The sequence below is a fragment of the Mesorhizobium yinganensis genome (assembly GCF_040081985.1).
Taxonomy (GTDB): Bacteria; Pseudomonadota; Alphaproteobacteria; order Rhizobiales; family Rhizobiaceae; genus Kumtagia; species Kumtagia yinganensis.
Map to the genome: position 1 here is coordinate 40913 of NZ_JBEBMH010000030.1, position 26587 is coordinate 67499.

A 26587-nucleotide genomic window follows, 5' to 3' on the forward strand; every position below is an offset into this window, starting at 1 on the left:
GGTTGCCGCTCAGCAAACGGGACACAAGTCGCAGGCAATGGCAAAGGGGAATGGGACACGGATCGAGCCGACCTTCGACGGGCCGTCCCGTGGCAAATCCTCTGCGGATTTTTCGCTCGACGAAGATGACCGCGTCGTGCCTTCGCCGCGCAAGAGGAGCACCTCCAGCCGCACGGTAGCTCCAACCGCGAAAGGCAGCGCCCAAGCAAAGGGCCGCGCCGGACGGCGCGGTTTTGGGCTCGGACGGCTGGTTTACTGGTGCTGCGTTCTCATGCTTTGGTGCGGCATCGGGCTGGCCGGCATGGTCGCCTGGTATGGCGCGCAACTGCCCAGCGTCGCGGACTGGTCGGTTCCCGACCGGCCGCCCAACGTCAAGATCGTTTCGACCGACGGCTCGCTTGTCGCCAATCGGGGCATGACCGGCGGCGAGGCGATCGGCCTGCACGAGATGTCGCCCTATATTCCGCAAGCGGTGATGGCGATCGAGGACCGCCGCTTCTATTCACATTTCGGCATCGACCCGATCGGGCTGGCGCGCGCCATGGCGCAGAACGTCGTTCGTGGCCGCTTCACCCAGGGCGGCTCGACGCTGACCCAGCAGCTCGCGAAAAACCTGTTCCTGAAGCCCGACCGCACGCTGGAGCGCAAGGTGCAGGAGGTCTTGATGGCGCTGTGGCTCGAACACGAGCACAGCAAGGACCAGATCCTCGAAATGTATTTGAACCGGGTCTATTTCGGCTCGGGCGCCTATGGCGTAGAGGCGGCCTCGCGCCGCTACTTCGGAAAATCGGCGCGTGATGTGACGCTTGCCGAAGCGGCACTTCTCGCCGGCCTGCTCAAGGCGCCGTCGAAACTCTCGCCTGCCCGCGATCCGCAGGCTGCCGAGCAGCGCGCGCAGCTTGTGCTCGGCGCCATGCGCGAGGAAGGCATGATCGGCGACAAGGAACTCGTCAACGCCATGAGCACGCCGGCAACCCGCGCCGCCGCGTTCTGGACGGGCTCGGAAAACTATGTCGCTGACCGCATCATGGAAGAACTGCCGACCCTGATCGGCGACGTGCGTTCCGACATCGTCGTCGACACGACCATAGACCTGCCGCTGCAGAAGCGTGCGGAAGACTCGATCCGCCGGCTGGTCGACGAGAACGGCAAGAAACTCAATGTCAGCCAGGGCGCGCTGGTGGCGATCGACGACGCCGGCGCGGTGCGCGCCATGGTCGGCGGCTACGATTATGCCAACAGCCAGTTCGACCGGGCGTCCGAAGCCCGTCGCCAGCCGGGCTCGGCGTTCAAGCCGTTCGTCTACCTTGCCGCGCTCGAACAGGGCAGCCGGCCGGACAGCGTGCGCAACGACGCGCCGATCCGCATCGGCAAATGGACGCCGGAGAACTACAACGGCAAATATTATGGCCGTGTCACGCTGGCGACCGCACTGGCGAAGTCGCTGAACTCGGTCGCTGCTCAGCTTATGATGGAGGTGGGGCCCGGATCGGTGGTGGAGGCCGCCCAGCGCATGGGCATCGAATCCGACCTTTTATCCAATAATTCCATTGCGTTGGGGACGTCCGAGGTGACGCCGCTGGAGCTGACTGCGGCCTATGTGCCTTTCGCCAATGGCGGCTACCGGCCGGACGTGCATTTCGTGCAGCGCGTGACGACCGCCTCCGGCGACGTGCTTTACGAGCACAAGGAAGGCGGTGCGCCGCGCGTCGTCAGCGCCGAGGTGGTCGGCATGATGAATGCCATGATGGCCGAGACGCTGTCGGACGGGACCGCGCGTAAGGCAGCTTTCGGCTGGCCGGCGGCGGGCAAGACCGGTACCAGCCAGAATTCGCGCGACGCCTGGTTCGTCGGTTATACGGCGAAGCTGACTACCGGCGTGTGGTTCGGAAACGATGACGGCAAGCCGATGAAGAAGGTGACGGGAGGGGCGCTGCCGGCGATTGCCTGGCACGAATTCATGGCGGCGGCGCATGAAGGCTTGCCGGTGGCGAAGCTGCCGGGGAGCTGGCAGGCAGCGCCGAACCTCGTCGACCAGAGCGTGCCGGACACCGCGACGCTCGCGGACCCTGCGGCGCAACCTCCTGAAAACGCTGTCGTTTCCGAAAATCCGAAGCCTGTGCAACCGGAGCGGGCCGAGCCTCAAGCCGCCGTGCCGGTGGCCCGCGCCGAGCCGGAGACGGTCGAGCAGGCAGCGCGCATCGAGGCCGAACCGGTCGAGCAGCCGACGGCCTCGATCCCGAGACCGAGGCCCAAGGCGGATGTCGGCGGGCCGGCGCTCAAGAATGACAAGTCGATCCTCGACATCATCCTCGGCAATGGCGGCTGAGCCGTTCCCGCAGGCCCGGAAACGCTTGCGCGGAGCCCTTCCGGAAGGCATCATCCGGCTCCCAACCGAATGAGAGAAGAATGGCAGAGACACTGCATATGGTGTCGCGAGAGCGGCATACCTACAAGAAATGGTTCCGTTCCCGCGACTTCCACTTCGCGGCGGGGTTCAACATGATGCCGGTCAGCGCCGCCGAGATGATCCACATGGCGCGGGCCTTTCCGCTGGCATTCCTGGACCTGGAGGGGGCGCCGACGCTGGTGGCGCTGTTCAGCCTGAAGGTCGGGCACAACCTTTTCGTGGCGCCGGACGGGCGGTGGCTGGCCTCCTATGTGCCGGCGGCGCTGCAGCATTACCCGTTCAGCCTGGGCAAGAAGGCGGATGGCGGCTTTGCCCTTTGTGTCAATGAATCCAGTGGGTTGCTGCGCGACACGGCGGTCGGCGAGGAGGGTTTTGCGTTCTTCGGACCGGACGGAAATCCGTCGCGGGAGACGCAGGAGGCGGTGGATACTCTGTCGAAGGTGCGGCTGGGTCTGCAGACGGTGCGGGCGGCGGGCGCGATGCTTCTGGAGAAGAAGCTGCTGGAGCCCTGGCCGATCACCGCGCAGGAGGAGGCCGGCAACCGCAAGATCGACGGCGTTTTCCGCATTTCCGAGCCGGCGCTGAACGCCGTCGGGGCGGAGGATCTGTTCGCGCTACGCAACAGCGGCGGCTTGGCGGTTGCCTATAGCCAATTGTTTTCCATGGGAAATCTGGCGATGCTGGGGACGCTGACCGGCGCCCGCGAGCGCGCCGCGCGGCAGCGCATGGCGGTGCCCGCCAACAGTTTCATCTCCGAGGACGACGGCAATCTGAAGATTGACTGGGCGACGTTTTTGAAGGACGATTAGGCTGCTTTCGGCGCTCCCGCTCGCCCCGGCAAGTCCGTAATATCACGCGGGATCAACGGCTTGCCCGAAAAATGCAGGGGCGCGGGGCATTTTGCGCTGACGCACCCCCTTCGCGAGCTTGCCGCGCGGCGCCGAAACGCGGGTTTTGCCCTGACGCGGCGGTGACGAAGCGCGTTTTGCGCCGACGCATCCGGCGCGGCACGCCAGGGGCGAAGCAATCGGCGGCAATTCCCTCTTCCGCTCGGCCATGCTGACACTCCGCTGTCAGGAGGGTGCCGTTATGGTCCGCCCGCATCGGAGAGGAGAGTTTCATGCAAGAGTCCGGCTTCGGCGATTTCGATTTCCTGATCGGGGAATGGACGATCCGCAACGAGTTCTTGAAGGGGCGGCTGGCAGGCTCGACGGAATGGGAATTTTTCGACGCCAGCTCGAAAGTGGAAAAGGTGATGCCGGACGGCGACGGCGTGTTCGGGGGCAATCTCGACCAGATGTTCGTTCCGGCGCGGGGTTTTACCGGCATGACGCTGCGGCTCTACAATCCGGAGACGCGGCTGTGGTCGATCTATTGGTCGGACACCAAGAGCCATCGCCTGTTTCCGCCGACGATCGGCCGGTTCGCCAACGGGCGGGGCGAATTCTTCGGCGACGATGTCGAGGGCGGCCGGCCGGTGAAAGTGCGCTTCGACTGGACGGCGGGCGAAAGCCCGGTCTGGGAACAGGCCATGTCGGCCGACGGCGGCGCGACCTGGGAGAAGAATTGGGTGATGCGGTTTGGGAGGAAGTGAAGCGCGCGCACTCTTCCTTCTCCCCTTGTGGGAGAAGGTGGATCGGCCGAAGGCCGAGACGGATGAGGGGTGTTGGAAGGAGCGAGAGATGAGAGGATAGGCTACCCGGCAGTTCGCCCACCAGCCTTGCATTTCTTCCAACACCCCTCATCCGACCTCGGCTTCGCCTCGGCCACCTTCTCCCACAAGGGGAGAAGGGAAGGGCGCGCACCGCTCAGCCCTTGTCCTCCGGATCGGTCTCGCCGCCCACGCCGACCCCAAGACCCATCCCGCCCATCATCATGCCGCCGCCCATGCCACCCCCTCCCCCGCCGCCGCGACCACCGCCTTCACGCTCGCGGCCGCCCCGGCCGCTGGCGCCGGAGGGTCGGGCCGGACCCTGGTTGGGGATGACGACGGTTTTCGGGATCGCTTCGAGGTCGAGCACCTCGCGGATGTAATCGCGCAGCGAGACGACCAGCGCGTGGACCTCGACCGGACGGCCGGCGGCCATGTCGCGCATGGCGCTGGCTGCCAGCTCGACCTGGCTTTCCGTGCCGAACAGCACGATGTCGGACAGGGCGGCCTCCACCGCGTCGCGCACCCGGCGCGCCCGCTCGAACCCGCCGCCCAGCACCTCGGTTCCTTCGGTCTCAGCTGCCGCCCGCTTAAGGTCGCGAAAATGCAGGGGGCTGACGGTGAGCGTGCCGGTGAAGGAGCCGCCCAAAACCTTGTAGGCTGATATCAGCGCCTTCAGCCGCTCGTTGATCTGGCGGTTCTGGCGCTCGCGCCGCTGCTGCAGCGTCATCATCATGACCAGCCGGATGCCCATGCCGATCAGCGTGACCAGGAGCAGCCCGGCGACCGAGGTCAGGATGGCCTGCCAGGAGGAGAAGTCGAAACCGCGCATGAGAACAATCCGGTTGCGCGGGGAGGCTAGCATTGGGAGGGGGTGGGGGCGAGGGTGAGCCACTGATATGCCTAGAAGTCCGGGCGGCCGCTCTCATTACGCTTTGCCACACTCGGGATGTCAGTAAATCAGTCCCTGTTAGGGCATACTCCACCCTGAGATGACTGGACATGCGTTCATCAAAAGGCCCCTCCTATCCTTCTTGACACAAATGGTAGTTGAGGAGACCTTGTACCAAATCATTGAGGTAAAAATGCTTCACCTTGAAGTTGATAAACGAATCGCTGAGAGGCACACGAGCGGAGCGTTGGACGTAAGCGTCCTAGAGGCCTTGCTGCCAAATAGTAAACCACATGACTTCGAATCCTTTCTATTCGACTATAAGGTGTTTTTAGGCCAGGATAAAACGACACCTTCGGTCGTAAAGGGCGAGTCCATTATAAAGGATATTGCCGCGTTCTTCAATTCTATGGGCGGCTATATTCTATCGATATTTGATATCGAAAAGAATGACTTGGATGTTTTCACGTTTCTTTCGGACAATGATAAACTCAATCAACGCATTACGGGTTTCCTTGGAAAGAATATTGGCATACGCACCCTGATCACGTCGGCCGAGATCGAAGGACTGCGTAGGCCTGTGGTTTTGACTTTTATCCCAAAGCGTCCGATCTCCGAAAAACCGAGGCCATTTATAAAAAATAGCACTAACATCGGAGCTCCAGACAAACCAAAGTTTCTTTTCTCGAAGGGCGGATTGTATTGTCGATACGAACATGAGTGCAAACCCGCTAACGAAGATATAGAGCTCCTTAATTTTCTCTATTCAGACCGTCATTGGAAGCCCGATTTCCAAGTGAACGTAAAGGTAGAGAACAATTTACCCCCTCGAGATCCCAACCTCATCCAGTTTGTCGGACGAAAGACATCCTTAGAAGCCCTCTGGAATTGGATCACCGAACCTCGCCGCCCAATCCGCGTCTTAACTGCCGCTGGTGGATTAGGAAAAACTACGGTCGCCTTCGAATTTGCGTCACAGTTGCTGGATCGGCCAGGGGCGGGTTTGGATAAGGTGGTTTGGCTGTCCGGGAAGAAGATCACGTACGCCGCAACACTTGGGAAGCTAGTCCCCACCACTAGGTGCGATTTTGAAAATGTCGACGATCTATTGGATAACTTTTTAATACAGGTAGGGTTTACCGAAGCGGAAATTCGAGACCTTTCGGACAGAGACGAAAGAATTTCCAAGTCGATTGAGGCATTTGCTACACTATCGATACTTCTTGTAATAGATGACGTTGATTCGCTTCCCAAGGAAGAACAGAACGATCTGTTTGCGGTAATTTCTCAGGTCATTAGTGCTGCTAACTATCAAAATGATAATAGTCGAGTTCTTTTTACATCACGACTTGAACTTCTTACCGGTAAAGAACAACGCATTGGACTAAATGGCTTCGATGGAAAAGATTTCGAGGAGTATGTCGATATAAATGTAAGATACTTAATTGAGGATGTGACGCAAGCGAAAGGTGTGAATTCGTCTCGAAATCGCATCCTCGATGCATCCGCCGGCTCTCCGATCTTTATAACATCGATTATTAGGCTTGTCTCTCTGGGACATGACGTTGGCAAAGCGGTTCTGGAATGGCGAGGAAAAAATGGAGAACAGATAAGAGCATTTGCTTTCGAGCGGGAGATTGCTCAGCTATCGGCCTCTCAGAAAGAAATTCTGTATGCGCTGCAATTGCTTTCTCGAGCTAGAATTGAGGAGATAAAAGAAATTTGCGGTATAACGTCCGTGGAGCTTGAGCAGGACCTGTCAACTTTGAAGGAATATCATCTATACTCGACGAAGGGGGATCCCGTCGCGGGTACAATACTTGAGGTACCGGAACCGATTCGGCTTATGTAAGATATCACTCACGCGCAAATAGCTGAAACCCGGCGAAAGAGCATTGAGCGCGCCTGCCTGCAAGCGCGTAGGCACAATGAGGACCCTGCGAGGCGAGTTGCACTAATAGTCTCCCAGACGGTTCGTCATTGGAAATCTGGAAACTACGAAGTCGCTGAGCGGTATCTTGGGGATGAGATCGCAAAGCGCAATCGCACCGGCGAACTCTATTGCCTGCGGGCTCGTACTAGGTTGTCAATCAGGAGTCGGAAACCGAGCGAAATTGAACGGGATTTCGAACTGGCGGAAAAGTATGGATGCAATACGTTCGATCTTCTTAAGTATTGGTATGTTCTGAAAATTCGCTCTGGTGATTGGCGCGGCCTTTATAATTTACATCTAAGGAAAGCTGACGCGGCAGGGAATTTTCCTATATTTAATTGCTGTCATGTATTTTCAGGAATAAGAATCGCGGACAAAACTATGCAAACGGAAAAGGCAATAGCTGAAGGGATTGGCGTTGAAGATGCGTTCAAGTATTACTTTGAAGCCATTAGAAACGCATCTAATTATATTGCGACGGGAAAATCAATGGGATACTTCCACCAGATGCGTCTACTAATGCATGAGGGTGCCGTCGGTGCTGTTAAAGCGCTGCGGTTTCAGAAGCAATCCAATCGGATAGACTTTGAGATTTTTCGCTTTGTGGTCGACGCTCTCGATTATAATTTCGCACCCACCTATTTCGTCAAAATTGGTCTCCGGGCGGCCGAAGATTGGTTGAAAATTCGTCCCAGACGTGATGATTTAAAGGATGTCGCCGATGGCCTGTTACAGATTAAGGCTTACCTCTTGGCGCAGGAGTTCAAACGTACGGCATTGGTTGCCGAATGTGATCGGATATCTTCACAGTTATGATGGTGTGGCAGTTTGAGCTGAATTCGCTCAATCCCCCATCTTCAGCGCCTGAATGAACGCCTCCTGCGGGATATCCACCTCACCGAACTGGCGCATGCGCTTCTTGCCGTTATTCTCCGGCAGCTTGCGCCGATATGCGACGCCGGAGCACTATTATGGTTGGGTAGATGCGTTTGGACAGCCAACCCGGGGAGCCATCTTGTCGGAGCAGCAACCGTTCGATGTAGCCAAGATCGTTCTGAGTGTGGTGACCCGCTTTCCGCGGAATGAGGTCTTTGCACACATGGCGAAGCACCATCCGCATTGCCCACCAGACATTCGGGATCACATCGTGAAAGAGGTCTGCAACCGGGGTTGGGTGCGAACCACACTTGGACAGGCTGTGGGGATCGTCTCGCAGAACCATATACGGCACCGGAGCACCAACTACGAGCGCGCGCTGTCGAACACCCACCACAGTTACTACGCGGAGCTTCGCAAGAAAACTAATCGCAAGGCCACAGAGATCATCAAATCCTGGCCGGCCAAAAAGAGCCAGGAATGACTGTAGAGGTAACCTTTCGCCGTGCAGCTTCAGCCCCGCGCTGGGGCGGGTCCCGCTGCCTCCGGCAGCTCCCGCCCTTTCGAAGCCTGCCGTCGATCCACCGGATCGACGGCTTGCCGCCTCGCTGCGCTCGGCGGCAACCGGCTTCTCAATCCCCCATCTTAAGCGCCTGAATGAACGCCTCCTGCGGGATATCCACTTTTCCGAACTGGCGCATGCGCTTCTTGCCTTCCTTCTGCTTGTCCAGGAGCTTGCGCTTGCGGGTGATGTCGCCGCCGTAGCATTTGGCGGTCACGTCCTTGCGCAGGGCCGAAATCGTCTCGCGGGCAATGATGCGGCCGCCGATGGCCGCTTGGATCGGGATCTTGAACATGTGCTGCGGGATGAGTTCCTTCAGCTTCTCGCACATGACGCGGCCGCGCTTTTCCGCCGCCGTGCGGTGGACCAGCATCGATAGCGCGTCGACCGGCTCGTCATTGACCAGGATCGACATTTTGACCAGGTCGCCCTCGCGGTAGTCGGTGAGGTGGTAGTCGAAGGAGGCATAGCCCTTGGAGATCGACTTCAGCCGGTCGTAGAAGTCGAAGACGACCTCGTTGAGCGGCAGGTCGTAGACCAGCATGGCGCGTTTTCCCACATAGGAGAGGTCGGCCTGGATGCCCCGCCTGTCCTGGCAGAGCTTCAGGATGCCGCCGAGATAGTCGTCGGGGGTCAAAATGGTGGCGCGGATCCACGGCTCCTCGATGGAGGTGATCTTCATGACGTCGGGCATGTCGGCCGGGTTGTGCAGCTCCTTCTGGCTGCCGTCGAGCAGGTTCATGCGGTAGACGACCGAGGGCGCGGTGGCGATGAGGTCGAGGTCGAACTCGCGCTCCAGCCGCTCCTGGATGATTTCGAGGTGCAGCAGCCCGAGGAAGCCGCAGCGGAAACCGAAGCCGAGCGCGGCGGAGGTTTCCATTTCGTAGGAGAAACTGGCGTCGTTGAGGCGCAGCTTGCCGACGGCGGCGCGCAGATCCTCGAAGTCGGCGGCGTCGACCGGAAACAGGCCGCAGAAGACGACCGGCTGCGCCGGCTTGAAGCCGGGCAGCGCTTGTGTCGTCGGGCGGCGGTCCTCGGTGATGGTGTCGCCGACGCGGGTGTCGGCCACTTCCTTGATCGAGGCGGTGATGAAGCCGAACTCGCCGGGGCCGATCTCGTCGGCGTTGAGCATCTTTGGGGTGAAGAAGCCGGTGCGCTCGACCGGGTATTTCGCCCCGGTGCCCATCATGCGGATGGTCTGGCCCTTCTTCAGCACGCCGTCGATGACGCGGACCAGCACGATGACGCCGAGATAGGCGTCGTACCAGCTATCGACCAGCATGGCCTTGAGCGGGGCGGATGCGTCGCCCTCGCGCGGCGGCGGGAGCTGGTGGACGATGGCTTCAAGAACGTCCTCGATGCCGATGCCGGTCTTGGCCGAGATCATGACCGCCTGGCTGGCGTCGATGCCGATGACTTCCTCGACCTGCTCGCGGATGCGCTCGGGCTCGGCGGCGGGCAGGTCGATCTTGTTGAGCACCACCACGATCTCGTGGTTGTTGTCGATCGCCTGGTAGACGTTGGCCAGCGTCTGCGCCTCGACGCCCTGCGAGGCGTCGACGACGAGCAGCGAGCCCTCGCAGGCGGCGAGCGAACGCGACACCTCGTAGGCGAAGTCGACATGGCCGGGCGTGTCGATGAGGTTCAGCACATAGTCCTGGCCGTCCTTGGCCTTGTAGTTCAAGCGGACCGTCTGCGCCTTGATGGTGATGCCGCGCTCGCGCTCGATGTCCATATTGTCGAGCACCTGCTCCTTGCCGGCCATCTCGCGGGCGTCGAGGCCGCCGGTCATCTGGATGAGCCGGTCTGCCAGCGTCGACTTGCCGTGGTCGATATGGGCGACGATGGAGAAGTTGCGGATGTTTTTGAGCGGTGTCGTCATGGCGGCGGCTATACGCATTCGCGCAACAAACGGGAAGCCCGTTTTGCAGGCGCGAAGGCGGCGGGGCAGGGTTTTGGCGGGAAATCGGGGCGGATGGGCGGGGTCGGCGATGCCGGATGGCTGTGCGCCACGGCTGTGCGGGTGCCGACGGAGCAATCCTGGGTTGATCCGGGCGGTGGATTGACCTAGAGTTTTGGCATGACGACGACCGAGGACATCGTCCGGCCGCTCGCGCTCACGGCCCGTCTTCTCATTGCCTGCTGGCCGCACCTGCTGCTCATCGGCTGCCTCGGCATCATCGCGCGCGCCCTGCTGCTCGACCTGGCGGTGAGGATCGGCCTGGAAAACCCGCTCGGCGGCATGATCGTGCTGTCGCTGGTGGTGCTGGCGAAGCTGGTCGTGCTGGTCATGATGTTCGCGGTGCTGAGGCCGCACCTGCCGGCGCTGGAGGCGCTGCGCCGGAGCGCGGCCGGGGCGGAGGCGGACAGAGCCGGGCGGCCGCGCGACCGGATCCTGACGATCACGGCGGCGGCGATCCTGCCGTTCTTCGCCTATTACGCCGCCTGGGGATTTTTGGGCGACACGGTGCGCGAATATTCGCGCCGGGCGCTGGCCGCCGCGCCGCTCGGCGAAGGCGTCGACATCTTCGCGCTGCTGCAATCGCGCGGCGTGCTGCTGTCGATCGCCGCATGCTGGCTGGTGCGGTTCGCCGCCAAGCGCATGAACGCGCGTTCGGCGCATCCCTACTGGCGGCTGCTGATCGTGGCGGCGGACGCGAGCTGGATTTTTATCGGCCTCTATGCGCTCGACATCTGGAAGGACGACCTGATCCGCTGGATCGGCGCCGGCGCGGCGCTGCCGGACTTCAGTCTTGACATGGCGTGGCCGGTGCTCACCGCCCACGCGGCGGAGACTTTCGTGCCGGTGGAGTTCCAGCCGAGGCCGCTCGGCGAGCAGGCGCAGGGCCTGTTCTTCTATGCGCTGCTGCCGCTGATCTGGCTGGTGATGGCGGCGATCATCAACGGCTACGAACTGTCGGCGGCCAGCGCGCCGGCGGCGGCGCCCTCGCGCCATTCGACGTGGCGGAAATGGCTTTCCGACTTCGCCGCGCATTTCCTCGGCGGCTACCGCTCGCGTTATGCGCCGGTGTGGACCTGCCTGAAACTGACGCTCGGCGCCGGGCTGGCGACGCTGATCACCTTCGTCATCGCCTACCGGCTGATCGGCTGGATCGGCGCCTGGCTGTGGCTGCTGGCCACGCGCGCCATCGGCGCGCACGATCTCCAGACCTGGCAGGTTCTCGCCGACGTCATCAGCGTCTTCATCGGCGGTCCGAGCGACCTCGACGGCGGCATTTTGCTCGACGCCATGCGCGTCGCGTTGCTGGCGGCGGTGCTGGAACATGCGGTTGCGAGCCAGCGCGGGGCTGCGGCGCAGGCCGCTACGGCGCGCTGAAGCGCAGGTATCGCGGCAGCGCCGAAGCCATGGTCACCGAGAGCGCGATGTCGTCGGCTGTGGCCGGCACGACGAACGTCGCCGCCATCTCGGCCTTGGCCCCCTTCGCCAGGGCGCCGAAGGTGGGACCGCCGCAGCCGGGCTTGTCGGCGGCCCGCGGATAGGCCCGCCTGACCACCCTGTCCGCGACGAAGGTCGCGTTCCATTGCCGGCCGAGCCCGTCGGTCAGGGCCACCGCGCAGGGCACTTCGGCGAGCGCTGCCGGGTCGTCGGGAACCGCCTCGAATTCGGCGAGCATGATTGTGCGTTCCGGGCTCCCGCCGGCGATGCGCTCCAGGCGGGTCAGCCGCCATTCCGCGCCGGCGTAGCGGACGGGCTGGCCCTGGACGGCCTCTACAGGCGCGCGTTCGTGGCGGGCACGCCATTCGCGCACGCTGCCCCAGGATTCGACCAGCAGCGCCGCCGGCAAGGCTATCGCAAGCGCAGCCAGGCTCAGCCGGTAGCCGCGCCTGCCGCCAGGCGTTACGGCAGCAATGTCCACGGCCGGCCCTCCTCGTTGCGGCGGATGGTGATTTCCGGCTTGATCCTGCCCGGTCCGATCGGCTCGACGGCCACATGGATCTCGTCGTCCAGCGGCTGCAGTTTCGAGCGGGCGACGATCAGCGTGCCGCCGTCGAGCGCGGTTCCGGGCGCCTCGAAGGCTAGCAGAACCGGGCGGGGCAGGCCGGGCTCCAGCATCTCCGCGGGCAGGAAACCGCCGATCGTCGCCGGCAGGCGCTGCGTCAGCGCATAGCGGATGCCGTCGGCGGCCTGCCACTCGGCAGCGGTCAGGCCAAGGCTTTCGGAGGTGGCTTCGGCCTCGGCCTCGACGACGATCCACACGCCGGAACTCGAAAAGGTCTGGGTCTTGCCGAAACTCTCGGCACGGAGCTGGCGGGCGGTGCGAATGGACTTCACGTCGAAGGCGAAGGCGTCCGCCTGTACCTTCGCACCCTGCGGGCCGGAGATGACGATGGGAGCCGTGATGTCGCTGTAGCCGGGCGTGGTGCGCTGCATCGCGTAGAGCACGACAGCCGCCAGCGACACGGCAGCCGCGGACCTGAGCGCAGCCATCATTTCGGCTGCCCCGGCGCGGTCTCGGCAAGGACGGACATTTCCACCGTGGCGACCGGATCGCGATCGAACCAGCCGCTGGCGCCGTAGAGATTGTCGCGCCGCTTGTAGATCTGGCTGTTGATCTTGAGCCTGAGCTGCTTCGGCACCTCATGGCCCCGCGGCCACTCCCAGACGGCGATCACGCGCTCCGGCATTCCGGGGTTGAAATAGCCGGCTAACCACTTGTCTCGCGCCAGGTAGAAATCCGGCTGCGGCAGGTTGTCGACGGGAGGGTCAAGCGTCAGCAGACGGAACAGCACATTGTTCGGCGTCGCCGACCGGTTCACGACATCCATATCCACCATGACCAGTTGTTTCGGCTCATAGGGAGGCACGCCGGTGGGCGGCACGGAGCCGGCGCGCGCGCCATGCAAGGTCACGGTCCAGCGGCCGGTGTCGATCGGCTGGCCAAGGGCGACCGCGGGGATCGCGGGCGGGTGCGCGGCGTCGTAGAGCGTCATGGCGAAGGACACGGCCGCCGCGGCCGTACCGCCAATGCCGGCAAGGAGAAAGGCGAAGAGGCGCTGGCGCAACGCTGATCGGGGCGCAGACGTCATAAACCCTTGGTTGTCGAAAAACATGGCGATGATGGGGCGAAGCCGAGAGCCTGCAATCGTTCGGCGCCCACTCGCCTGCGATGACGCAGGGCCCGGCCCTACACGCCTTGCGCCAACCCCGAAAGGAAGTAGAGCCAGCACAGCAGGCTGACAACCGACAGCAATGTCGTGATCGAGACGGTGGCGGCGACGAGTTCCTCGTCCACCCTGTATTCGCCAGCCAGAATGTACACGGTCTTGGCTGTCGGTACGGCGGCGCAGACCACGGCCGCGATGGTGTAGAGAGGGCCAAGGCCAGAGGCCAGACACAGGCCGTAGACGATAAGCGGCATCACGAGCAGTTTCACCACTGCCAGCGCGGCGGTGGTCCTGAAATTGGTGCGTATGCCTTCGATCGACAGGCCGAGGCCGATGGCGAACAGCGCGCATGGCGTGAGCGCGCCCGCGAATATGTTGAGATAGGCGGCGAGCGGGGCCGGGATCGGCAGGCCGACGACGGCCCATGCCAGGCCAATCAGCGTCGACAGCACCATCGGGTTGAGCAGGATCTGCCGCGCCAGCGCACCGGCGCTCTTCTTTCCAGCGCGCGGCTCGTCGCGGCCGGACTCCAAAAGGACCACCGTCAGGGGGAACATCACGCCCGCGACGAACACGGTCGCTATCGCGGCGGGCAGAACGGCGGGCTGTCCATAAATGGAATGCAGGATGGGAAGTGCCACGAAACCGGTGTTCGTCATCGCCGCCGTCATTCCATAGATGGTGCTTTCCGCACGGTTGCGCCCAAGGCTCATCCGTGCCGCCAGGAACACCAGGGCGAAACACAGGATCGAGCCGCCGCCGAAGGCGAACAGGAAACGCCACTCCAGCAGGTTGCGGGCCGGTTCCTGCGCGATGGTGACGACGAGCAGCGCCGGCATCGCCACATTGTATGCGAAATGCACCAGCCCGTCGGCCAGCGATTTGGAGACGTAGCCCAGCTGGCCGGCGAGCCAGCCGGTGACGATGACGGCGAAGACCGGAAGGACCAGACCGGCGACTTCCATTCCTGCTCCCCTCGAGGACAAGCGCGTCGGACCCGCAGCCAAGCATATGCGCCGGAGCCTGTCGCCGGTCTTTTAGGATTTTGGGGCGGATTCTGCTTTCCGCTGACTTGCAAGCAACGATTGAGCGGGTGGCAACACGGCTATTCGCCGTTCAGCAGCGCCAGGATCAGTTGCTGGACGTTGCCTCCATCGCCCATCTCGACGCGGTCGAACTCACGGCCTTTTCGGCGCTGCTCCTGCGAGAGTTCCGACAGGCGCGCGGTCAGCACGGTGCGGATTTTCTTGCAGCCGGGATCGTCCTCGACGGTAAGGCCGACACTATAGGCGACGATCTCGCGTACCATCTCGATAATGTACTGGCCGTGCACCTTCTCATGCGCGGCAATGCCGGCCAAAAACGGTTTCCAGCGGGCGCTGGTGGCGGCCGGCAGCTTTTGCGAGGGTTTCGGCAGCTTATAGGTGATGATGAGTTTCGGTTTCGCCGACGCAAGCACGCAGGAATTGCCGCGGCTCTGGTAGTCGCGCTGCCAGGTCAGCTTGAAATTGGTGAAGGCGATGACGCGGCGTCCCTTGCCTATCTCGGGGCCATGTTCACCCATGGAGACGTAGAGTTCGGGCGGCGTCGTGCCGGAGATGGCGTAGGGCTCGACTTTTTCCACCGGCTGCCAGGTGTCGATCACCGCGTCCTGCGCGGCGGCTGAGGAAAGGCCGAACAGGACCGCAGCGACTAACCCGATGAATGTCCGCACGCCGGCTCCGTCGATTGTTTGCAGGGCGACAGTATGGGCGGAGGCCGGCGGTTTCAACCGCCGAGGGCCGACGTCCAACGACAGCAGTCAGGTCAGCATGTCGGTAAAGGTTTCGCGGTGAACCCGGTCCGTTGCTTCGCGCGGTACGTAATGCAGCCCGACTACGCCGTTCTCGTAGGATCGGGAATCAATGAGCTGTAGATCGAGCCCCGAAGGCAGTTTTGCGAACCAGGATTTTCCGGGCGAGACCGTCGGATAGACGAAGAAGCGGTATTCGTCGACCAGGCCGAGCGCGACGACGGATTGGGCGAAACTTGCGCCGCCGGAGAGGTGGATGTCGCCGCCGGGCTCCGCCTTCAGAGCGGCGAGGTGTTTTGCGAGGTCGCTGTCGGTGGCTGCGACGACCTGCTCGACGCTGCTCCACGGGGTCAGAGGCGAGGCGCCGGAACGCGAGAAGACCAGCTTCTTCACGGTGTTCATGCGGTGCGCCATGCGGCGGTTGGTTTCGGTGCCTTCGGAGACCGCGCCCGGCCAATAGGCTGCCATCTCCTCATAGGTCGTGCGGCCGACCAGCACCGTGTCGTAGCCGGCATAGATGCGGTCGATCTCCTGGTACTGGTCGTCGCTGACGCCATGCAGCCAGGCCATCGGATCGTCGAGACGGCCGTCGAGCGTCGTCATCATCTGCAGGACGATTTTCCGTCGCGGCTGAGCGGCGCTCATGGGCCCTGCTCCACCAGCCGGGCAAGTTGTCCCATGACGGTGCCCCAGCCGTCGTAAAAACCCATCTCGGCATGCATGTTGCGGTCGGCATTGTTCTTGTGCATGACATGGGCGGCATAGTCCGTGCCGCCGGGATGGTCGGCAAGCGTGATGATCGCGGTCATGAAACCCTGGTCGGCCGGTCGCCAGCCGCCGGTCAGTGCATCGGTGAAGACGATGCGGTGGCCCTCGTCGACGGCGAGGAAGCAGGCATTGAGATGCGAGGCGAAGGCTCCGCCGTTCTCGCTGATCTCGGTGACCAGCCCACCGCCGGGCCGCATATCCATCTCGACCACCTTGCAGAGCGCCGGCTCCGGGATCCACCATTTCTCGAATTTTCTCGGATCGGTCCAGGCGCTCCAGATGGCGGCGCGCGGCGCCTTGATGAGGCGCGAGATGGTCAGGTCCAGATCGGGATTCAGCGGCGGGTTCATGTCGGGTTTTCCCTTGTGACGAATTTTTCCAGGCGGTCGGTGCGGGCTTCCCAGAGCGAACGTTGCGCGGCGAGCCAGGATTCGACCGCGGCGAACTGTTTCTTCTCGATGGCGCAGGTGCGCACCCGGCCCTGCTTGACGGTGCGGATCCAGCCGCTCTCCTCCAGCAGATTGATGTGCTTCATGAATGAAGGCAGCGCCATGTCGAACGGTTTTGCCAGGTCGCTGATGCTGGCCGGCCCCTGCCCCAGCCGGCCGAGCACGGCGCGGCGGGTTGGGTCGGCAAGCGCTTGGAAGACGCCGTCGAGCCTTTGATAGTTTTCCATAAGGCTAAGTATCAGGCGAGAATAGTTAGCGCAAGGGCTAAGCGTTAGCACCTCTGCCTTTCGTAACCTACCAGCGCAGAAGCCGCCCGCCCGCTACCGCTCCCACTGCCGTCAGCAGGATTATCGCCAGCGTGTACCAGGTGGCGACGAAGAGCGGGGAATCGTCAGAGCAATGGGCGGCGTAGAACGTGGCGGCGATGCCACCGGCCAGCAGGCCGGCAAGCGCGCCGGCAGCGCGCGGATTTGTCGGAGCGCCCTGGCGCATGGCCCAGAGCAGGATCGCCAGCGGGCCAAGCCCGATCAGCGGGATGAAGGTCATGCACAAGACCGCATTGTGGCCTATCCAGCGCGCTTCCCATTGGCTTGGCGGCAGCAGGAAGAGCTCGAGCATGACGGCCGCCAGCGCCAGCATCGGCGCGACGAAAAGCAGGCGCCAGGCAACCGGCGCGCCGGGGCGCGACAGGGCGGCGAAGGCGCCCACGGCAGTAGATGCCAACGCAACGGTCAGCACGAACTTGAACAGGAAGCGCGGGGTCTCCATCGCCAGCGCGATGTCGGGCCTCGGACCAAGCATGGCGAAGAAGACCATGCCCCCGGCAATGGCGGCTGCGGCAAGCGCGGCCGCCAACACAAGGGAAAGGCGCGGCGCGGAAGATGCTGCGTCCCGCGCCAGTCCCCTGATGAGGCTTTCCGTGTCCATCAGGTCTGCCCCCTGGCGATGGCCGCCAGCCCGCGATGCAGGGCGACGCGCACAGCCGTCTCGTTCATGCCCAATGCCTGCGCGGTCTCGGCGATGGATCGGCCTTCAATCGAGATCGAGGTCACCACCTGGCGCTGGCCGGGCGGCAGGCGCCCGAGTGCGCGCTCGACCTCGCGCGGGCTGGCGCTTTCGCGCTCGGGTTCGGCCAGCGTCTCGGCGAAATCGGCGATGTCGACCTCGATATGCCGTCCACGGCGGCGGAAGGCGTCGATGATCTTGTACTTGGCGATGGCGAAGACCCAGGGACGCACCGGCGCATCGCTGCGCCAGGTGTGGCGTTTGGTGTGGATCGCCAGCAAGGTCTCCTGCACGATATCCTCCGGGTCGACTGCATGGTCGATCCTGCGGCGCGCGAAGCCGCGCACCAGGCTAGCCACGCGGGACAGGAAGGCCGCGTAAGCCTTCTCGTCACCGCCGAGCGCGGCGCGCAGCAGCCGGGCAAGTTCGGTTTCGTCGGCCGCCGTCACCAGGCTCTCACAGCACTTCGCCACGCACACGAAATTGTTACACCGCCGGCGGTCGATATCGGCAACGGGGCGGATGCGGTCATCACGAAACCATCCAAGGGCTGGTGTCACGTGGTCGGAGGCAAGGGCTTCGCACTCCGCCGATGCTCCGTCAACCGGGCAATGCAATTGGCCGCACTATCCCGCGAAACGGGAAAGTCGTTCCCGAAGCGAGCGGCTTATCGTGAAATGTGGCCCCGCTAGTCTGCCGAGACGGCACGGGAGCGTATAATGAGCTTTTCGACTAGAGAATCCACGGACATCGGCGCGGGACAGAGCGACCGGAGCGTGGATGGCCGTCCGCCCGATGGCGGCGGGCGAGCGGCCGAGGCGACGTCGCGATGCGGCGGCGACTGCGCGGCGTGCCCCAGGCGGATGCTGCATGGATTCGGCATTCAACCGTCGCCCGGCGACGGTTGAATGCCTGCCGGCAAGGCCCGGCGATGACGCCGCCCCGCAAAACCTCGCCGGCACTTTCGCCCCGGGCAGCGGCGCGGAAGCTCTGGCATGTCCCCGTCGCCGGCCGCGCCGCGGCCGGCTTGTCCAAGACGCCGGACACAAGCCTTGCCGGCTCAGGCCTGTTCGGCCAGCCAGGTGTTCTCGAAATGCTGTTCGTAGGCCTGGTGCATCTGATAGCCCATGACGGTCGGCTTCATGTGGCAGAACAGTTTTCGCCAGAAGGGCTGCACGATGACGCCAGAATCCTGCAGGATGCGCTCGAGATCCTTCATCAGCACGCGGCGCTTGTCGGCGTCGGCAATCGCGTTTGCCTCGCGCAGTTTTGCGTCGAACTCGGCGTCGGAGAAGGCGCTCTCGTTCCAGGCACTGCCGGTCTGGTAGGCGAGCGCCAGCGTCTGGATGCCGAGCGGGCGGGCGTTCCAGTTGGTGGTGGCGAAGGGATATTTCGTCCAGTCGTTCCAGAAGGTCGATTCCGGATAGATGGTGCGCTTCACCTTGAAGCCGGCGTCGCGCATCTGCTGGGCGATCACGTCGGAGGATTCCTTGCGGTAGTCGGCGTCGACGGAGATCAGCTCGAACTCGAAATCGGACTGGCCGGCCTCGGCCAGCAGTGCCTTCGCCTTCTCGGGGTCCCGGCGGATCGGCGGCAGTTCGGCATAGTCGGGATGCATCGGGCCGACATGGTGGTTTTCGGCCACCGTGCCCATGCCGTCGGCGCCGAGCTTCAGCACCACCTCGTTGTCGACGGCGAGCTGGATGGCGTTGCGCACGCGCTTGTCGTCATAGGGTTTGTTGGCGACGTTGCTGCGCGCCACGATGGTGGTGGCGGTGACGATCTCCGACTTCTTCAGGCCGAAGCCGTCGAGGATTCCGACATCCGCCGTCTGGGTCTGGCCATTGAGGTCGATCTCGCCGGATTCGAAGGCATTGACCGTGGCGTTGGAATCGGTGCCGTAGTCGGTCCAGTCGATGCCGTCGAGAAAAACCTCGCCGCCCCACCAGGAGCCTTCGGGGCGGCGCCGCACCGAGGCCTTCACGCCGACGTCGAAGGCCGTGAGTTCGAACGGGCCGGTGCCGACCGGCTGTTCGGCCAGGGTCTTGCCGGCGGCGTCGAAGCCGCGATGCACGATCAGGGCCGGATAGTCGGTCATCGCAGGCACGATGGTGATGTCGGGGCGCGACAGCGTCAGCACCACGGTATGGTCGTCCTTGATGACAATGGCCTCCTTGGCCGCCTTCTTGGTATCGGGGTCGATCAGCGCGCCCATGCGGCCGGCCATGGAGTTGCCGGCGGCGTCCTTGTCGCACCAGCGGGTGATGTTGAAGGCGACGTCCTCGGCGGTGAAGGCATCGCCGTTCGACCATTTTACGCCCGGCCGCACCTTCAGCACGTACTGTTTTGCGTCTTCGCTGATCTCCCAGCCTTCCAGCAGCATAGGCTTGAAGGTGAAGTCCGGATTCCAGCGCACCAGCGGCTCGATGAACTGCATGGCGACGTTGCCCATCTGCGAGACGCTGAACTTTCGCGGGTCGTCGACGGCCATGACCTGCATGCTGACCTTGAGGACGCCGCCCTTCTTCGGCGTGCCGGCGTCCTCCGCTGCCGCCGGGCGCGGCATGCCGATCATGCCATAGGCCGCTGCAGCGCTTGCGCCAAAGATGCTGGCCAGCGCCAGGAACTCGCGGCGGTCGAGTTTTCCGTCGCGCGCGGCACGGGCATAACCGGCGACGGCCGGGTGCAGATCCTTGGATTTCATGTCTTTTTCTCCCATTGTCTTGACGGTTTGGTTGAATTGGCACCGGCACGCAATCCGCGCCGGCGCAATCGATCGATGGCGGCCGCGCCTGTGGCGGCTGCCATCGTGTTGGGAAGCGAGGGGCGGCGATGAATCTGCTGGTGGCGATGAAGGTGTTCGACCGCACCTGTGCGCTGGGCAGCCTGTCGGCGGCGGCACGCGACCTCAACATGTCGACCACGGCGGTGAGCCGGCTCATCAAGGAACTGGAGGACGACCTCGGCGTCAGGCTGATCAACCGCACGACGCGCCGCCTCGGCCTGACCGAGGCCGGCCGCGAATACAGCGAACGCACGCGCATCCTGCTCAACGAGATCGCCGAACTGCAGGATTCGACACGCGGCCTCCACAGCGCCACGCGCGGACTGCTGCGCATCTCCTGTTCCAACGTGCTCGCGCAGACGCGCATCACGAAACTGCTGCCGAAATTTTTGAACGAGAACCCGCAGGCCTCGATCGAATTCAACCTGACCTCGCGCTACGTGGTCGGCATCGTCGAGGAAGGCTACGACGTGGCGATCCGCTTCGAGGCGCAGACGGATTCGGCGTTGATTGCCCGCCAGCTCGGGCAGGTGCGCAATTATGTCTGCGCCACGCCGGCCTATCTGGAGCGGCACGGCAGGCCGAAGCATCCGCAGGAACTGGCGGCGCATTCCTGCGTGCTCAGCAATTTCGCGCGGCGCATCGGAACCTGGCCATTTGTCGGCGAGGACGGACCGTTCAACGCGGCTGTCGGCGGGCGCGTGTCCACCAATAGCGTCGAGGCCGCCTACCAGATGACGCTGGCCGGCTTCGGTATCGGCAACCTGCCGAGCCTGCTGGTCGACAGGGCGATCGCAGCGGGCGAGTTGGTCGTGCTGCTCGACGAGTTCAGGCCGGGCTCCAGCCCGATCTACGCCGTCTATCCGCACCGCACCTATGTGGCGGGCAAGGTGCGCGCTTTCGTGGAGTTCCTGGCGCGGGAGCTGTCGCCGGATCTGGTTTGAAGGCTTTGGGTTGACAAGGAGGCTACGCCGCTGACGGCCCCCTCCCCCTTGTGGGGAGGGATACAGTGTGGGGGTGCTGCCGTACGTCGTCGGTCGAATTTTATCTTGAAGGGGAACCATACCGGATTGGTTGACATGGTTTCGACCCCCACCCGTTATCCCTCCCCACAAGGGGGAGGGGGTCGTCGGCGGCCCACTTCTTTCACCAAGGTCGGCGCCGATAGCGCAGCAACCGAGATACTCGTTCATTTCTATTCGGTTCACATGCGCGCAGCCGGCGGGCGCGACAAGGCACCCACCGTCAGCATTTGCAGATTGAAGCGGGGCGGGCGGCACTACTTCCACCACTGCCGAGTATCGTAGAGAGGCCCAGGCTCCTCGAAGAGCTTTTCGTATTTGCAGAGTTTTGGCGTATCGCCGAGAGGCGTCGAGACGCCGTCGCGAAAAGCCCATTCGCCGCGCTGGGTGGTGTCGGCGCGCACATAGCTGGACAAAGCGAAGGCGCGGTCGTGCTCGGACTTGTTCGGCGCCGAGCCGTGGACGGTCAGCAGGCCCCACATTGCGAGGTCGCCGGGTTCCAGTTCAAGGTCGACGATGGTGCCGGGATCGATGCCGACCTGAAGCAATTCGTCCTCGGCGGTAAGGCCCTTCATCAGCTCGCCGGTGCCCTCGTCCGACAGGCCGAGATAACCCAGCTTATGGCTACCGGGCACAACCTGCAGGCAGCCGTTCTCCTTCGTCGCCCGGTCGACGGCCAGCCCGGTGGTGACGGTGGCCTCGGCGATGTTGTCGAACGCGCTCTGCTTGCGGAAGCGCAGATCCTGGTGGAAGCGGTAACCGGTGAGATTTGCGCCGGGCGGCTTCCAGTGCAATTGCTGGGCGATCTGCTTGATATCCTTGCCGATCAGCCCTTCGAGCAGCATCAGGTAGCGCTCGTCGCGGCGGAACCGCTCGAAATAGGCGTTGATCCACGAGAACCAGTAAGCCTGCAACACATAGCGCTTGCCGAAATCGGCTTCCGGCAGAATCTGGAAGTTGAGGTTGCCGTGCCGGTAGGTGGCGTGGTGCTTCAGCCCCTCCTCGTAGACGGCCAGGGTTTCGCGCTTCAGTTGCTCCACTTCGTCGCCATCGACGAAACCGCGAACGATCGCGTAGCCTTCCTCGCGGTATTGCTCGACGGCGTCGCGCGCCTGCCCGGCAGTAATCATCGGCCTGTCCTCGTCCGTCTCGATTGCGGCGATGATATCCACGAGGGCAAAACCGATAAGGCACGGAATGCGGGAACGACTTTCCCGGAAATCGGCAAAATCCGCCGCAGGGCCAGCGCTGGCACAGCGGCCGCAAAGACGATGGTGCAGCGCAAAAATTTCCGTCGGCTGGGCTTGCCTCCCTTGTTTAGTGAGCATGCTTATAATATATTGCGCTCATGAATTACGGTATCGACAGGCTCGGCTTCCTCATCCACGACGCCGCGCGCGTTCTGCGCAAACGCTTCGAGGAGCGTGCGGGAAGTGTCGGCGTCTCCGCCGCGCACTGGCGGCTGCTGGTGCGCGTCGTCAAGGAAGAAGGCATCACCCAGGCGCGGCTGGCTGAACTGCTCGAAATCGAGCCGATCAGCGTATCGCGCCTGCTCGACCGCATGGAGGAGAGCGGCTGGATCGAGCGGCGCGCCGACGCCAGCGACCGGCGGGTGCGAAATATCTTCCCGACCGCCAAGGCGCTCGATGCCTACCATGTCGTCAAGGGCATGGCCGGCGATGTCTACGAGGAAGCTTTGGCCGGCGTGTCGCCGGAAGAACGGCGGGACCTGATCCGCGCGCTGGAAGCGATCACCATCAATCTCTCCGACGGCGACACCGCCGTCGCGACCGCGACGACCACGGACAATCGGAAATACGGATAGCAGACATGAACGCGATGGCGAAAGCGGACGGCGACGCCCGCAAGATTGAACTCGCGCCGGGACAGGCGATGCCAGCCCTTCCGGCGTCTCTCAGCCCTGTTGCCGCTCCGCAGCCGAAGAAGCGCCGCAGCCCGCGGCTGGTCCTCATGCTGGCGCTGCCGCTGCTGCTGGCGGCCGGCGGCGGTTATGTCTGGGTCACCGGCGGCCGCTACCAGGAGACCGATAACGCCAATCTGCAGCAGGCGGTTGTCACCATCGCCGCGCAGGTGACCGGCCGGGTGGTCGAGACGCATGTTGTCGACAACGGCCTGGTCAAGGCCGGCGACGTGCTGTTCGTCGTCGATCCGCAACCTTCCAAGATCGCGCTGGAACAGGCGGACGCCGCCCTTGCCGCCGCACGCATCGCTGTCGAGCAGTTGCGCGCCAACTACAGCCAGGCGATCGCGCAACAGCACATGGCTGCCAATGAAGTCACCTTCATGCAAGCCGAGTACGACCGGCAGAAAGACCTTTCGGCCAAGGGCATCAGCTCGCGCGCCCTGCTCGACGAGGCGCAGCGCAACATCGCCAAGGCGCAGGACCAGCAACAGGCGGCGCGGGAAGCGGTGACCGGGGCGCTTGCCGCGCTTGGTGGCAAGGCCGATCTGGAGACCGACAGTCATCCGAGCGTGATGGCCGCGCAGGCGGCGCGCGACAAGGCCGCCTACGACCTCGCGCAGACGACGGTGCGCGCGCCGGCCGACGGCATGATCTCGCAGGCCTCATCGTTCAAGCTCGGCGAACTGGTCAGCGAGAACACGCCGCTGTTCAGCCTGGTCGAGACCGACGAGGCGTGGGTCGAGGCGAATTTCAAGGAAACCCAGCTCACCAACATGAAGCCCGGCCAGACCGCCGAGATCGAGCTCGACACCTATCCGGGCCGGCCGATCAAGGCAACGGTGGAAGCGATCGGCGCCGGGACCGGCGCGGAGTTCTCGCTGCTGCCGGCGCAGAATGCCACCGGCAACTGGGTGAAGGTGACCCAGCGCATCCCGGTGCGGCTCAAGGTCGATCCGACCACCGATCTGGCACTTCGCACCGGCATGAGCGCCGACGTGACCGTCGACACCGGCGCCGCCCGCGGGCTGCCGCATTTCGCGGCCCTGCCGGAGAGCCTCGCCGGACTGTTCGGAACGGCCAGCGCCGCGGAGTAGCTGGCTCGGCCATTGGCCGGGAATTTTCAACATGTCTTCCTTCGCACCCCCCTCTGGCCTGCCGGCCATCTCCCCCTCAAGGCGGGAGATTGAGCCGGCCGCTTTGGGTTCGCCAATCACCAATGTTGCAGAAGAAGCGGCGAGATCGAAGCTGCCAATCTCCCCCCTTGAGGGGGAGATGGCCGGCAGGCCAGAGGGGGGTGCTTTCAGCCAACGCGCCTCCACGTCGGGGCAATCGTCATGACCCAGTCGCATTTCCAGGAAGTCCCGCATCGCGGGTTGATCACCGTCTCCATCATGCTGGCGACGATCATGCAGGTGCTGGACACGACGATCGCCAACGTCGCGCTGCCCAACATGACGGGCGACCTCGATGCTTCGCGCGACACCATCAACTGGGTGCTGACCTCCTATATCGTGGCGGCGGCGATCATGACACCGGTGACCGGCTGGCTGGCCGACCGGTTCGGCCGCCGCGAGCTGTTTTTGACCACCATCGTCGGCTTCACCGCCATGTCGATGATGTGCGGCGTCGCCTGGAGCCTGGAGAGCATGGTGTTCTTCCGGCTGATGCAGGGCGTGTTCGGCGCGGCGATCGTGCCGCTGTCGCAGACTTTTCTGCTCGACATCAATCCCAAGGAGCGCCACGGCCAGGCCATGGCTGTGTGGGGCGCCGGCATCATGGTCGGCCCGATCATCGGGCCGACGCTGGGCGGCTGGCTGACCGACACGATGAGCTGGCGCTGGGTGTTCTTCATCAACCTGCCGGTCGGCATCTTCGCCTTCCTTGGCTGCGCCGCCTATCTGCCGCGCATCGCGCGGCGGCTGCGCGGCTTCGACTTCTTCGGCTTCGCCATGCTGTCGCTGGGCGTCGGCGCGCTGCAACTGATGCTCGACCGCGGCGGCGAGGTCGACTGGTTTTCGTCGCCCGAGATCTGGATCGAGCTGGGCCTGGCGTTTACCGGCTTCTGGGTGTTCATCGTGCATCTGGCGACGGCCAAGGACACGTTCATCGACCCGGCCATCTTCAAGGACCGCAATTTCGTCACCGGGCTGGTGTTCATCTTCATCGTCGGCATCATCCTGCTGGCCAGCCTGGCGCTGCTGCCGCCGATGCTCAGCAATCTGTTCAACCATTCGACCATCCTGACCGGACTTGTGATGGCGCCGCGCGGCGTCGGCACGATGATCTCGATGCTGCTGGTCGGCCGGCTGGTGCGCCTCGTCGACGCGCGCATCCTGGTCGTCACCGGTCTGTTGCTGACCTCGTGGTCGCTCTACGACATGACCGGTTTTTCGCCGCAGATGGATGACAACCTGATCATCTTCTCCGGCGTCGTGCAGGGGCTTGGCCTCGGCCTCGTCTTCGTGCCCTTGTCGACGGTCGCCTTCGCGACGCTGGAGCCGCGCTTCCGCACCGACGCGGCGGCGCTGTTCAGCCTGGTGCGTAACCTCGGCTCGGCGATCGGCATCTCGGTGGTGACCGTGCTGCTCACCCGCAACATCCAGGTCAACCACGGTGAACTGTCGGCGGCGATCACCCCGTTCAACCCGGCGCTCAGGGCGCTGTCGCCGGCCGCTGCGAACGGCGACCCGACGGCGCTGATGCAGCTCGACCTGCTGGTCAACGCGCAGGCGATGCTGATCTCCTATGTCGACGACTTCAAGCTGATGATGATGGTGACGCTCGCCGCCATTCCGCTGGCGCTGCTGCTGCGCAAGCCGAAGGCCGCGCCGGCGGGAGCGGGCGCGCCGCCGGCCGCGCATATGGATTGAGGTTTGGCGCCTACGCCGCGCTCGCCACCCGGAGCGGCAGGACGACCGGGACGGCCGGCGAAAAGGCAAGGCGGACGAAATTGCGGTACGTCATGACTTGCCGCTCCAGCTTGGAACTGTCGCCCAAAATCTTGGCCATCAGGATGCCGCCGTCGACGATGCAGCAGAGGGCATCCGCCATGTCGGACAGTTCGATGCCGTTGCGGATCGGATAGACTTCCGCGATTTCTTCCAGATAGCCTTGAAAGCGGGCGTTCCAGTCGATCGTCACCTTGCGGATCATCTCGACCACCTCGCGGTCGAACAGCCGCTCCTGGTAACAGATCGAGGCGATCAGGCAGCCGGGGTGTTTCGCCTTCACTTCGGCCAGCGTCTCGGCAAGCAGTTTCAGGCCGATCATGAACGCCTGCAGCGGGTCGTCGGAAAGCTGCTTTCCGCGGCCGAACAGGTCGTCGAACAGCGCATTGTTCTCGTCGATGAAGCGGCGTACCATCTCGCGCGCCAGCTCGTTCTTGTCATGG

Annotated in this window: 26 protein-coding genes; 11 read left to right on the forward strand and 15 right to left on the reverse strand. The window is 63.5% G+C overall.

Translation table 11 applies throughout. The annotated features are described in order from the left end of the window. Positions 1 to 37: 37 nt before the first annotated feature. From ABMA59_RS30900 to ABMA59_RS30910, 3 genes are all read left to right on the forward strand, one after another. Positions 38 to 2329, forward strand: coding sequence for a transglycosylase domain-containing protein (locus tag ABMA59_RS30900; protein ID WP_349009221.1), 2292 nt, complete (start codon positions 38 to 40; stop codon positions 2327 to 2329). A gap of 80 nt (positions 2330 to 2409) precedes the next feature. Beyond that, positions 2410 to 3219 carry a SapC family protein gene (locus ABMA59_RS30905; protein WP_349009222.1) on the forward strand — a complete coding sequence of 270 codons (810 nt, stop codon included), beginning with the start codon at positions 2410 to 2412 and terminating at the stop codon, positions 3217 to 3219. 311 nt (positions 3220 to 3530) lie between these two features. Next, positions 3531 to 4004, forward strand: a complete 474-nt coding sequence (locus tag ABMA59_RS30910) for a hypothetical protein (RefSeq protein ID WP_349009223.1) — start codon at positions 3531 to 3533, stop codon at positions 4002 to 4004. Between the two features lie 214 nt (positions 4005 to 4218). Here the strand turns inward: ABMA59_RS30910 and ABMA59_RS30915 are convergent, their stop codons facing one another. Next, entirely contained in the window at positions 4219 to 4893 is a 675-nt protein-coding gene (locus tag ABMA59_RS30915) for a hypothetical protein (RefSeq protein ID WP_349009224.1), read from the reverse strand. A 229-nt stretch (positions 4894 to 5122) separates the two neighbouring features. Between ABMA59_RS30915 and ABMA59_RS30920 the strand changes: the two genes are divergently transcribed. The 3 genes from ABMA59_RS30920 to ABMA59_RS37350 all read left to right on the forward strand — a co-directional run bounded on the left by ABMA59_RS30920 (position 5123) and on the right by ABMA59_RS37350 (position 8246). Then, on the forward strand, positions 5123 to 6805 hold the full coding sequence (locus ABMA59_RS30920) for a hypothetical protein (RefSeq protein WP_349009225.1): 1683 nt from the start codon (positions 5123 to 5125) through the stop codon (positions 6803 to 6805). Between the two features lie 462 nt (positions 6806 to 7267). Further along, positions 7268 to 7702 carry a hypothetical protein gene (locus tag ABMA59_RS30925; protein WP_349009226.1) on the forward strand — a complete coding sequence of 145 codons (435 nt, stop codon included), beginning with the start codon at positions 7268 to 7270 and terminating at the stop codon, positions 7700 to 7702. A gap of 283 nt (positions 7703 to 7985) precedes the next feature. Then, positions 7986 to 8246 (forward strand): DUF2293 domain-containing protein, encoded by a 261-nt coding sequence (locus ABMA59_RS37350; protein ID WP_425476013.1) that lies wholly within the window; start codon positions 7986 to 7988, stop codon positions 8244 to 8246. Positions 8247 to 8394: 148 nt separating this feature from the next. On the opposite strand, the gene lepA is transcribed toward ABMA59_RS37350, so the two are convergent. Continuing rightward, the gene (lepA, locus tag ABMA59_RS30935) at positions 8395 to 10206 is read right to left on the reverse strand and encodes a translation elongation factor 4 (protein WP_349009228.1); all 1812 of its coding nucleotides are present in this window, start codon (positions 10204 to 10206) and stop codon (positions 8395 to 8397) included. A 198-nt stretch (positions 10207 to 10404) separates the two neighbouring features. Between lepA and ABMA59_RS30940 the strand changes: the two genes are divergently transcribed. After that, the gene (locus ABMA59_RS30940) at positions 10405 to 11661 is read left to right on the forward strand and encodes a hypothetical protein (RefSeq protein ID WP_349009229.1); all 1257 of its coding nucleotides are present in this window, start codon (positions 10405 to 10407) and stop codon (positions 11659 to 11661) included. On the opposite strand, the gene ABMA59_RS30945 is transcribed toward ABMA59_RS30940, so the two are convergent. The 11 genes from ABMA59_RS30945 to ABMA59_RS30995 form a co-directional block, all read right to left on the reverse strand. After that, positions 11648 to 12202, reverse strand: a complete 555-nt coding sequence (locus tag ABMA59_RS30945) for a hypothetical protein (protein ID WP_349009230.1) — start codon at positions 12200 to 12202, stop codon at positions 11648 to 11650. The genes ABMA59_RS30940 and ABMA59_RS30945 overlap by 14 nt on opposite strands. Beyond that, a complete protein-coding gene (locus ABMA59_RS30950) occupies positions 12184 to 12774 on the reverse strand; it encodes a hypothetical protein (protein ID WP_349009231.1) in 591 nt (196 codons plus the stop codon). Before ABMA59_RS30950 ends, ABMA59_RS30945 begins: the two co-directional genes overlap by 19 nt. Beyond that, a complete protein-coding gene (locus ABMA59_RS30955) occupies positions 12774 to 13373 on the reverse strand; it encodes a hypothetical protein (RefSeq protein WP_349009232.1) in 600 nt (199 codons plus the stop codon). Before ABMA59_RS30955 ends, ABMA59_RS30950 begins: the two co-directional genes overlap by 1 nt. Positions 13374 to 13471: 98 nt before the next feature. Further along, positions 13472 to 14416, reverse strand: coding sequence for an AEC family transporter (locus ABMA59_RS30960; protein ID WP_349009233.1), 945 nt, complete (start codon positions 14414 to 14416; stop codon positions 13472 to 13474). A 140-nt stretch (positions 14417 to 14556) separates the two neighbouring features. Further along, entirely contained in the window at positions 14557 to 15165 is a 609-nt protein-coding gene (locus ABMA59_RS30965) for a DUF922 domain-containing Zn-dependent protease (RefSeq protein WP_425476011.1), read from the reverse strand. Positions 15166 to 15252: 87 nt separating this feature from the next. Next, positions 15253 to 15888, reverse strand: coding sequence for a dihydrofolate reductase family protein (locus ABMA59_RS30970; RefSeq protein ID WP_349009234.1), 636 nt, complete (start codon positions 15886 to 15888; stop codon positions 15253 to 15255). Beyond that, positions 15885 to 16361, reverse strand: coding sequence for an SRPBCC family protein (locus tag ABMA59_RS30975; protein ID WP_349009235.1), 477 nt, complete (start codon positions 16359 to 16361; stop codon positions 15885 to 15887). The genes ABMA59_RS30970 and ABMA59_RS30975 overlap by 4 nt, the downstream gene beginning before the upstream one ends. Next, positions 16358 to 16687: an ArsR/SmtB family transcription factor gene (locus ABMA59_RS30980; RefSeq protein WP_349009236.1), complete on the reverse strand. Its 330-nt coding sequence runs from the start codon at positions 16685 to 16687 to the stop codon at positions 16358 to 16360. Before ABMA59_RS30980 ends, ABMA59_RS30975 begins: the two co-directional genes overlap by 4 nt. A gap of 67 nt (positions 16688 to 16754) precedes the next feature. Beyond that, on the reverse strand, positions 16755 to 17387 hold the full coding sequence (locus ABMA59_RS30985) for an NrsF family protein (RefSeq protein ID WP_349009237.1): 633 nt from the start codon (positions 17385 to 17387) through the stop codon (positions 16755 to 16757). After that, a complete protein-coding gene (locus ABMA59_RS30990; protein WP_349009238.1) occupies positions 17387 to 17914 on the reverse strand; it encodes a sigma-70 family RNA polymerase sigma factor in 528 nt (175 codons plus the stop codon). The genes ABMA59_RS30985 and ABMA59_RS30990 overlap by 1 nt, the downstream gene beginning before the upstream one ends. 611 nt (positions 17915 to 18525) lie before the next feature. Beyond that, positions 18526 to 20169 carry an ABC transporter substrate-binding protein gene (locus ABMA59_RS30995; RefSeq protein WP_349009239.1) on the reverse strand — a complete coding sequence of 548 codons (1644 nt, stop codon included), beginning with the start codon at positions 20167 to 20169 and terminating at the stop codon, positions 18526 to 18528. Between the two features lie 128 nt (positions 20170 to 20297). Here ABMA59_RS30995 and ABMA59_RS31000 point away from each other — a divergent pair, with 128 nt between their 5' ends. After that, positions 20298 to 21194 (forward strand): LysR family transcriptional regulator, encoded by an 897-nt coding sequence (locus tag ABMA59_RS31000; RefSeq protein ID WP_349009240.1) that lies wholly within the window; start codon positions 20298 to 20300, stop codon positions 21192 to 21194. Positions 21195 to 21529: 335 nt separating this feature from the next. Here the strand turns inward: ABMA59_RS31000 and ABMA59_RS31005 are convergent, their stop codons facing one another. Next, positions 21530 to 22444, reverse strand: coding sequence for a phytanoyl-CoA dioxygenase family protein (locus tag ABMA59_RS31005; RefSeq protein ID WP_349009241.1), 915 nt, complete (start codon positions 22442 to 22444; stop codon positions 21530 to 21532). 176 nt (positions 22445 to 22620) lie between these two features. Here ABMA59_RS31005 and ABMA59_RS31010 point away from each other — a divergent pair, with 176 nt between their 5' ends. From ABMA59_RS31010 to ABMA59_RS31020, 3 genes are all read left to right on the forward strand, one after another. After that, positions 22621 to 23097, forward strand: coding sequence for a MarR family winged helix-turn-helix transcriptional regulator (locus ABMA59_RS31010; protein ID WP_349009242.1), 477 nt, complete (start codon positions 22621 to 22623; stop codon positions 23095 to 23097). Positions 23098 to 23102: 5 nt separating this feature from the next. Then, positions 23103 to 24290, forward strand: coding sequence for an HlyD family secretion protein (locus ABMA59_RS31015; protein WP_349009243.1), 1188 nt, complete (start codon positions 23103 to 23105; stop codon positions 24288 to 24290). Between the two features lie 240 nt (positions 24291 to 24530). Continuing rightward, positions 24531 to 26066, forward strand: a complete 1536-nt coding sequence (locus tag ABMA59_RS31020; RefSeq protein WP_349009244.1) for a DHA2 family efflux MFS transporter permease subunit — start codon at positions 24531 to 24533, stop codon at positions 26064 to 26066. Positions 26067 to 26076: 10 nt separating this feature from the next. Here ABMA59_RS31020 and ABMA59_RS31025 read toward each other — a convergent pair. Beyond that, a partial coding sequence (locus tag ABMA59_RS31025) for a TetR/AcrR family transcriptional regulator (protein ID WP_349009245.1) occupies positions 26077 to 26587 on the reverse strand: 511 nt, incomplete at its 5' end.

Excerpts from the sequence above, each read along its gene's own strand:
- ABMA59_RS37350 (WP_425476013.1), top strand. The coding sequence starts at position 7,986 with ATGGCGAAGCACCATCCGCATTGCCCACCAGACATTCGGGATCACATC.
- ABMA59_RS30940 (WP_349009229.1), top strand. The coding sequence starts at position 10,405 with ATGACGACGACCGAGGACATCGTCCGGCCGCTCGCGCTCACGGCCCGT.
- ABMA59_RS30960 (WP_349009233.1), bottom strand. The coding sequence starts at position 14,416 with ATGGAAGTCGCCGGTCTGGTCCTTCCGGTCTTCGCCGTCATCGTCACC.
- ABMA59_RS30980 (WP_349009236.1), bottom strand. The coding sequence starts at position 16,687 with ATGGAAAACTATCAAAGGCTCGACGGCGTCTTCCAAGCGCTTGCCGAC.
- ABMA59_RS31000 (WP_349009240.1), top strand. The coding sequence starts at position 20,298 with ATGAATCTGCTGGTGGCGATGAAGGTGTTCGACCGCACCTGTGCGCTG.
- lepA (WP_349009228.1), bottom strand. The coding sequence starts at position 10,206 with ATGACGACACCGCTCAAAAACATCCGCAACTTCTCCATCGTCGCCCAT.
- ABMA59_RS30900 (WP_349009221.1), top strand. The coding sequence starts at position 38 with ATGGCAAAGGGGAATGGGACACGGATCGAGCCGACCTTCGACGGGCCG.
- ABMA59_RS30995 (WP_349009239.1), bottom strand. The coding sequence starts at position 20,169 with ATGAAATCCAAGGATCTGCACCCGGCCGTCGCCGGTTATGCCCGTGCC.
- ABMA59_RS30910 (WP_349009223.1), top strand. The coding sequence starts at position 3,531 with ATGCAAGAGTCCGGCTTCGGCGATTTCGATTTCCTGATCGGGGAATGG.
- ABMA59_RS30955 (WP_349009232.1), bottom strand. The coding sequence starts at position 13,373 with ATGACGTCTGCGCCCCGATCAGCGTTGCGCCAGCGCCTCTTCGCCTTT.
- ABMA59_RS30985 (WP_349009237.1), bottom strand. The coding sequence starts at position 17,387 with ATGGACACGGAAAGCCTCATCAGGGGACTGGCGCGGGACGCAGCATCT.
- ABMA59_RS30950 (WP_349009231.1), bottom strand. The coding sequence starts at position 12,774 with ATGGCTGCGCTCAGGTCCGCGGCTGCCGTGTCGCTGGCGGCTGTCGTG.
- ABMA59_RS30925 (WP_349009226.1), top strand. The coding sequence starts at position 7,268 with ATGCAAACGGAAAAGGCAATAGCTGAAGGGATTGGCGTTGAAGATGCG.
- ABMA59_RS30975 (WP_349009235.1), bottom strand. The coding sequence starts at position 16,361 with ATGAACCCGCCGCTGAATCCCGATCTGGACCTGACCATCTCGCGCCTC.
- ABMA59_RS30915 (WP_349009224.1), bottom strand. The coding sequence starts at position 4,893 with ATGCGCGGTTTCGACTTCTCCTCCTGGCAGGCCATCCTGACCTCGGTC.
- ABMA59_RS30905 (WP_349009222.1), top strand. The coding sequence starts at position 2,410 with ATGGCAGAGACACTGCATATGGTGTCGCGAGAGCGGCATACCTACAAG.
- ABMA59_RS31015 (WP_349009243.1), top strand. The coding sequence starts at position 23,103 with ATGAACGCGATGGCGAAAGCGGACGGCGACGCCCGCAAGATTGAACTC.
- ABMA59_RS31010 (WP_349009242.1), top strand. The coding sequence starts at position 22,621 with ATGAATTACGGTATCGACAGGCTCGGCTTCCTCATCCACGACGCCGCG.
- ABMA59_RS30970 (WP_349009234.1), bottom strand. The coding sequence starts at position 15,888 with ATGAGCGCCGCTCAGCCGCGACGGAAAATCGTCCTGCAGATGATGACG.
- ABMA59_RS31020 (WP_349009244.1), top strand. The coding sequence starts at position 24,531 with ATGACCCAGTCGCATTTCCAGGAAGTCCCGCATCGCGGGTTGATCACC.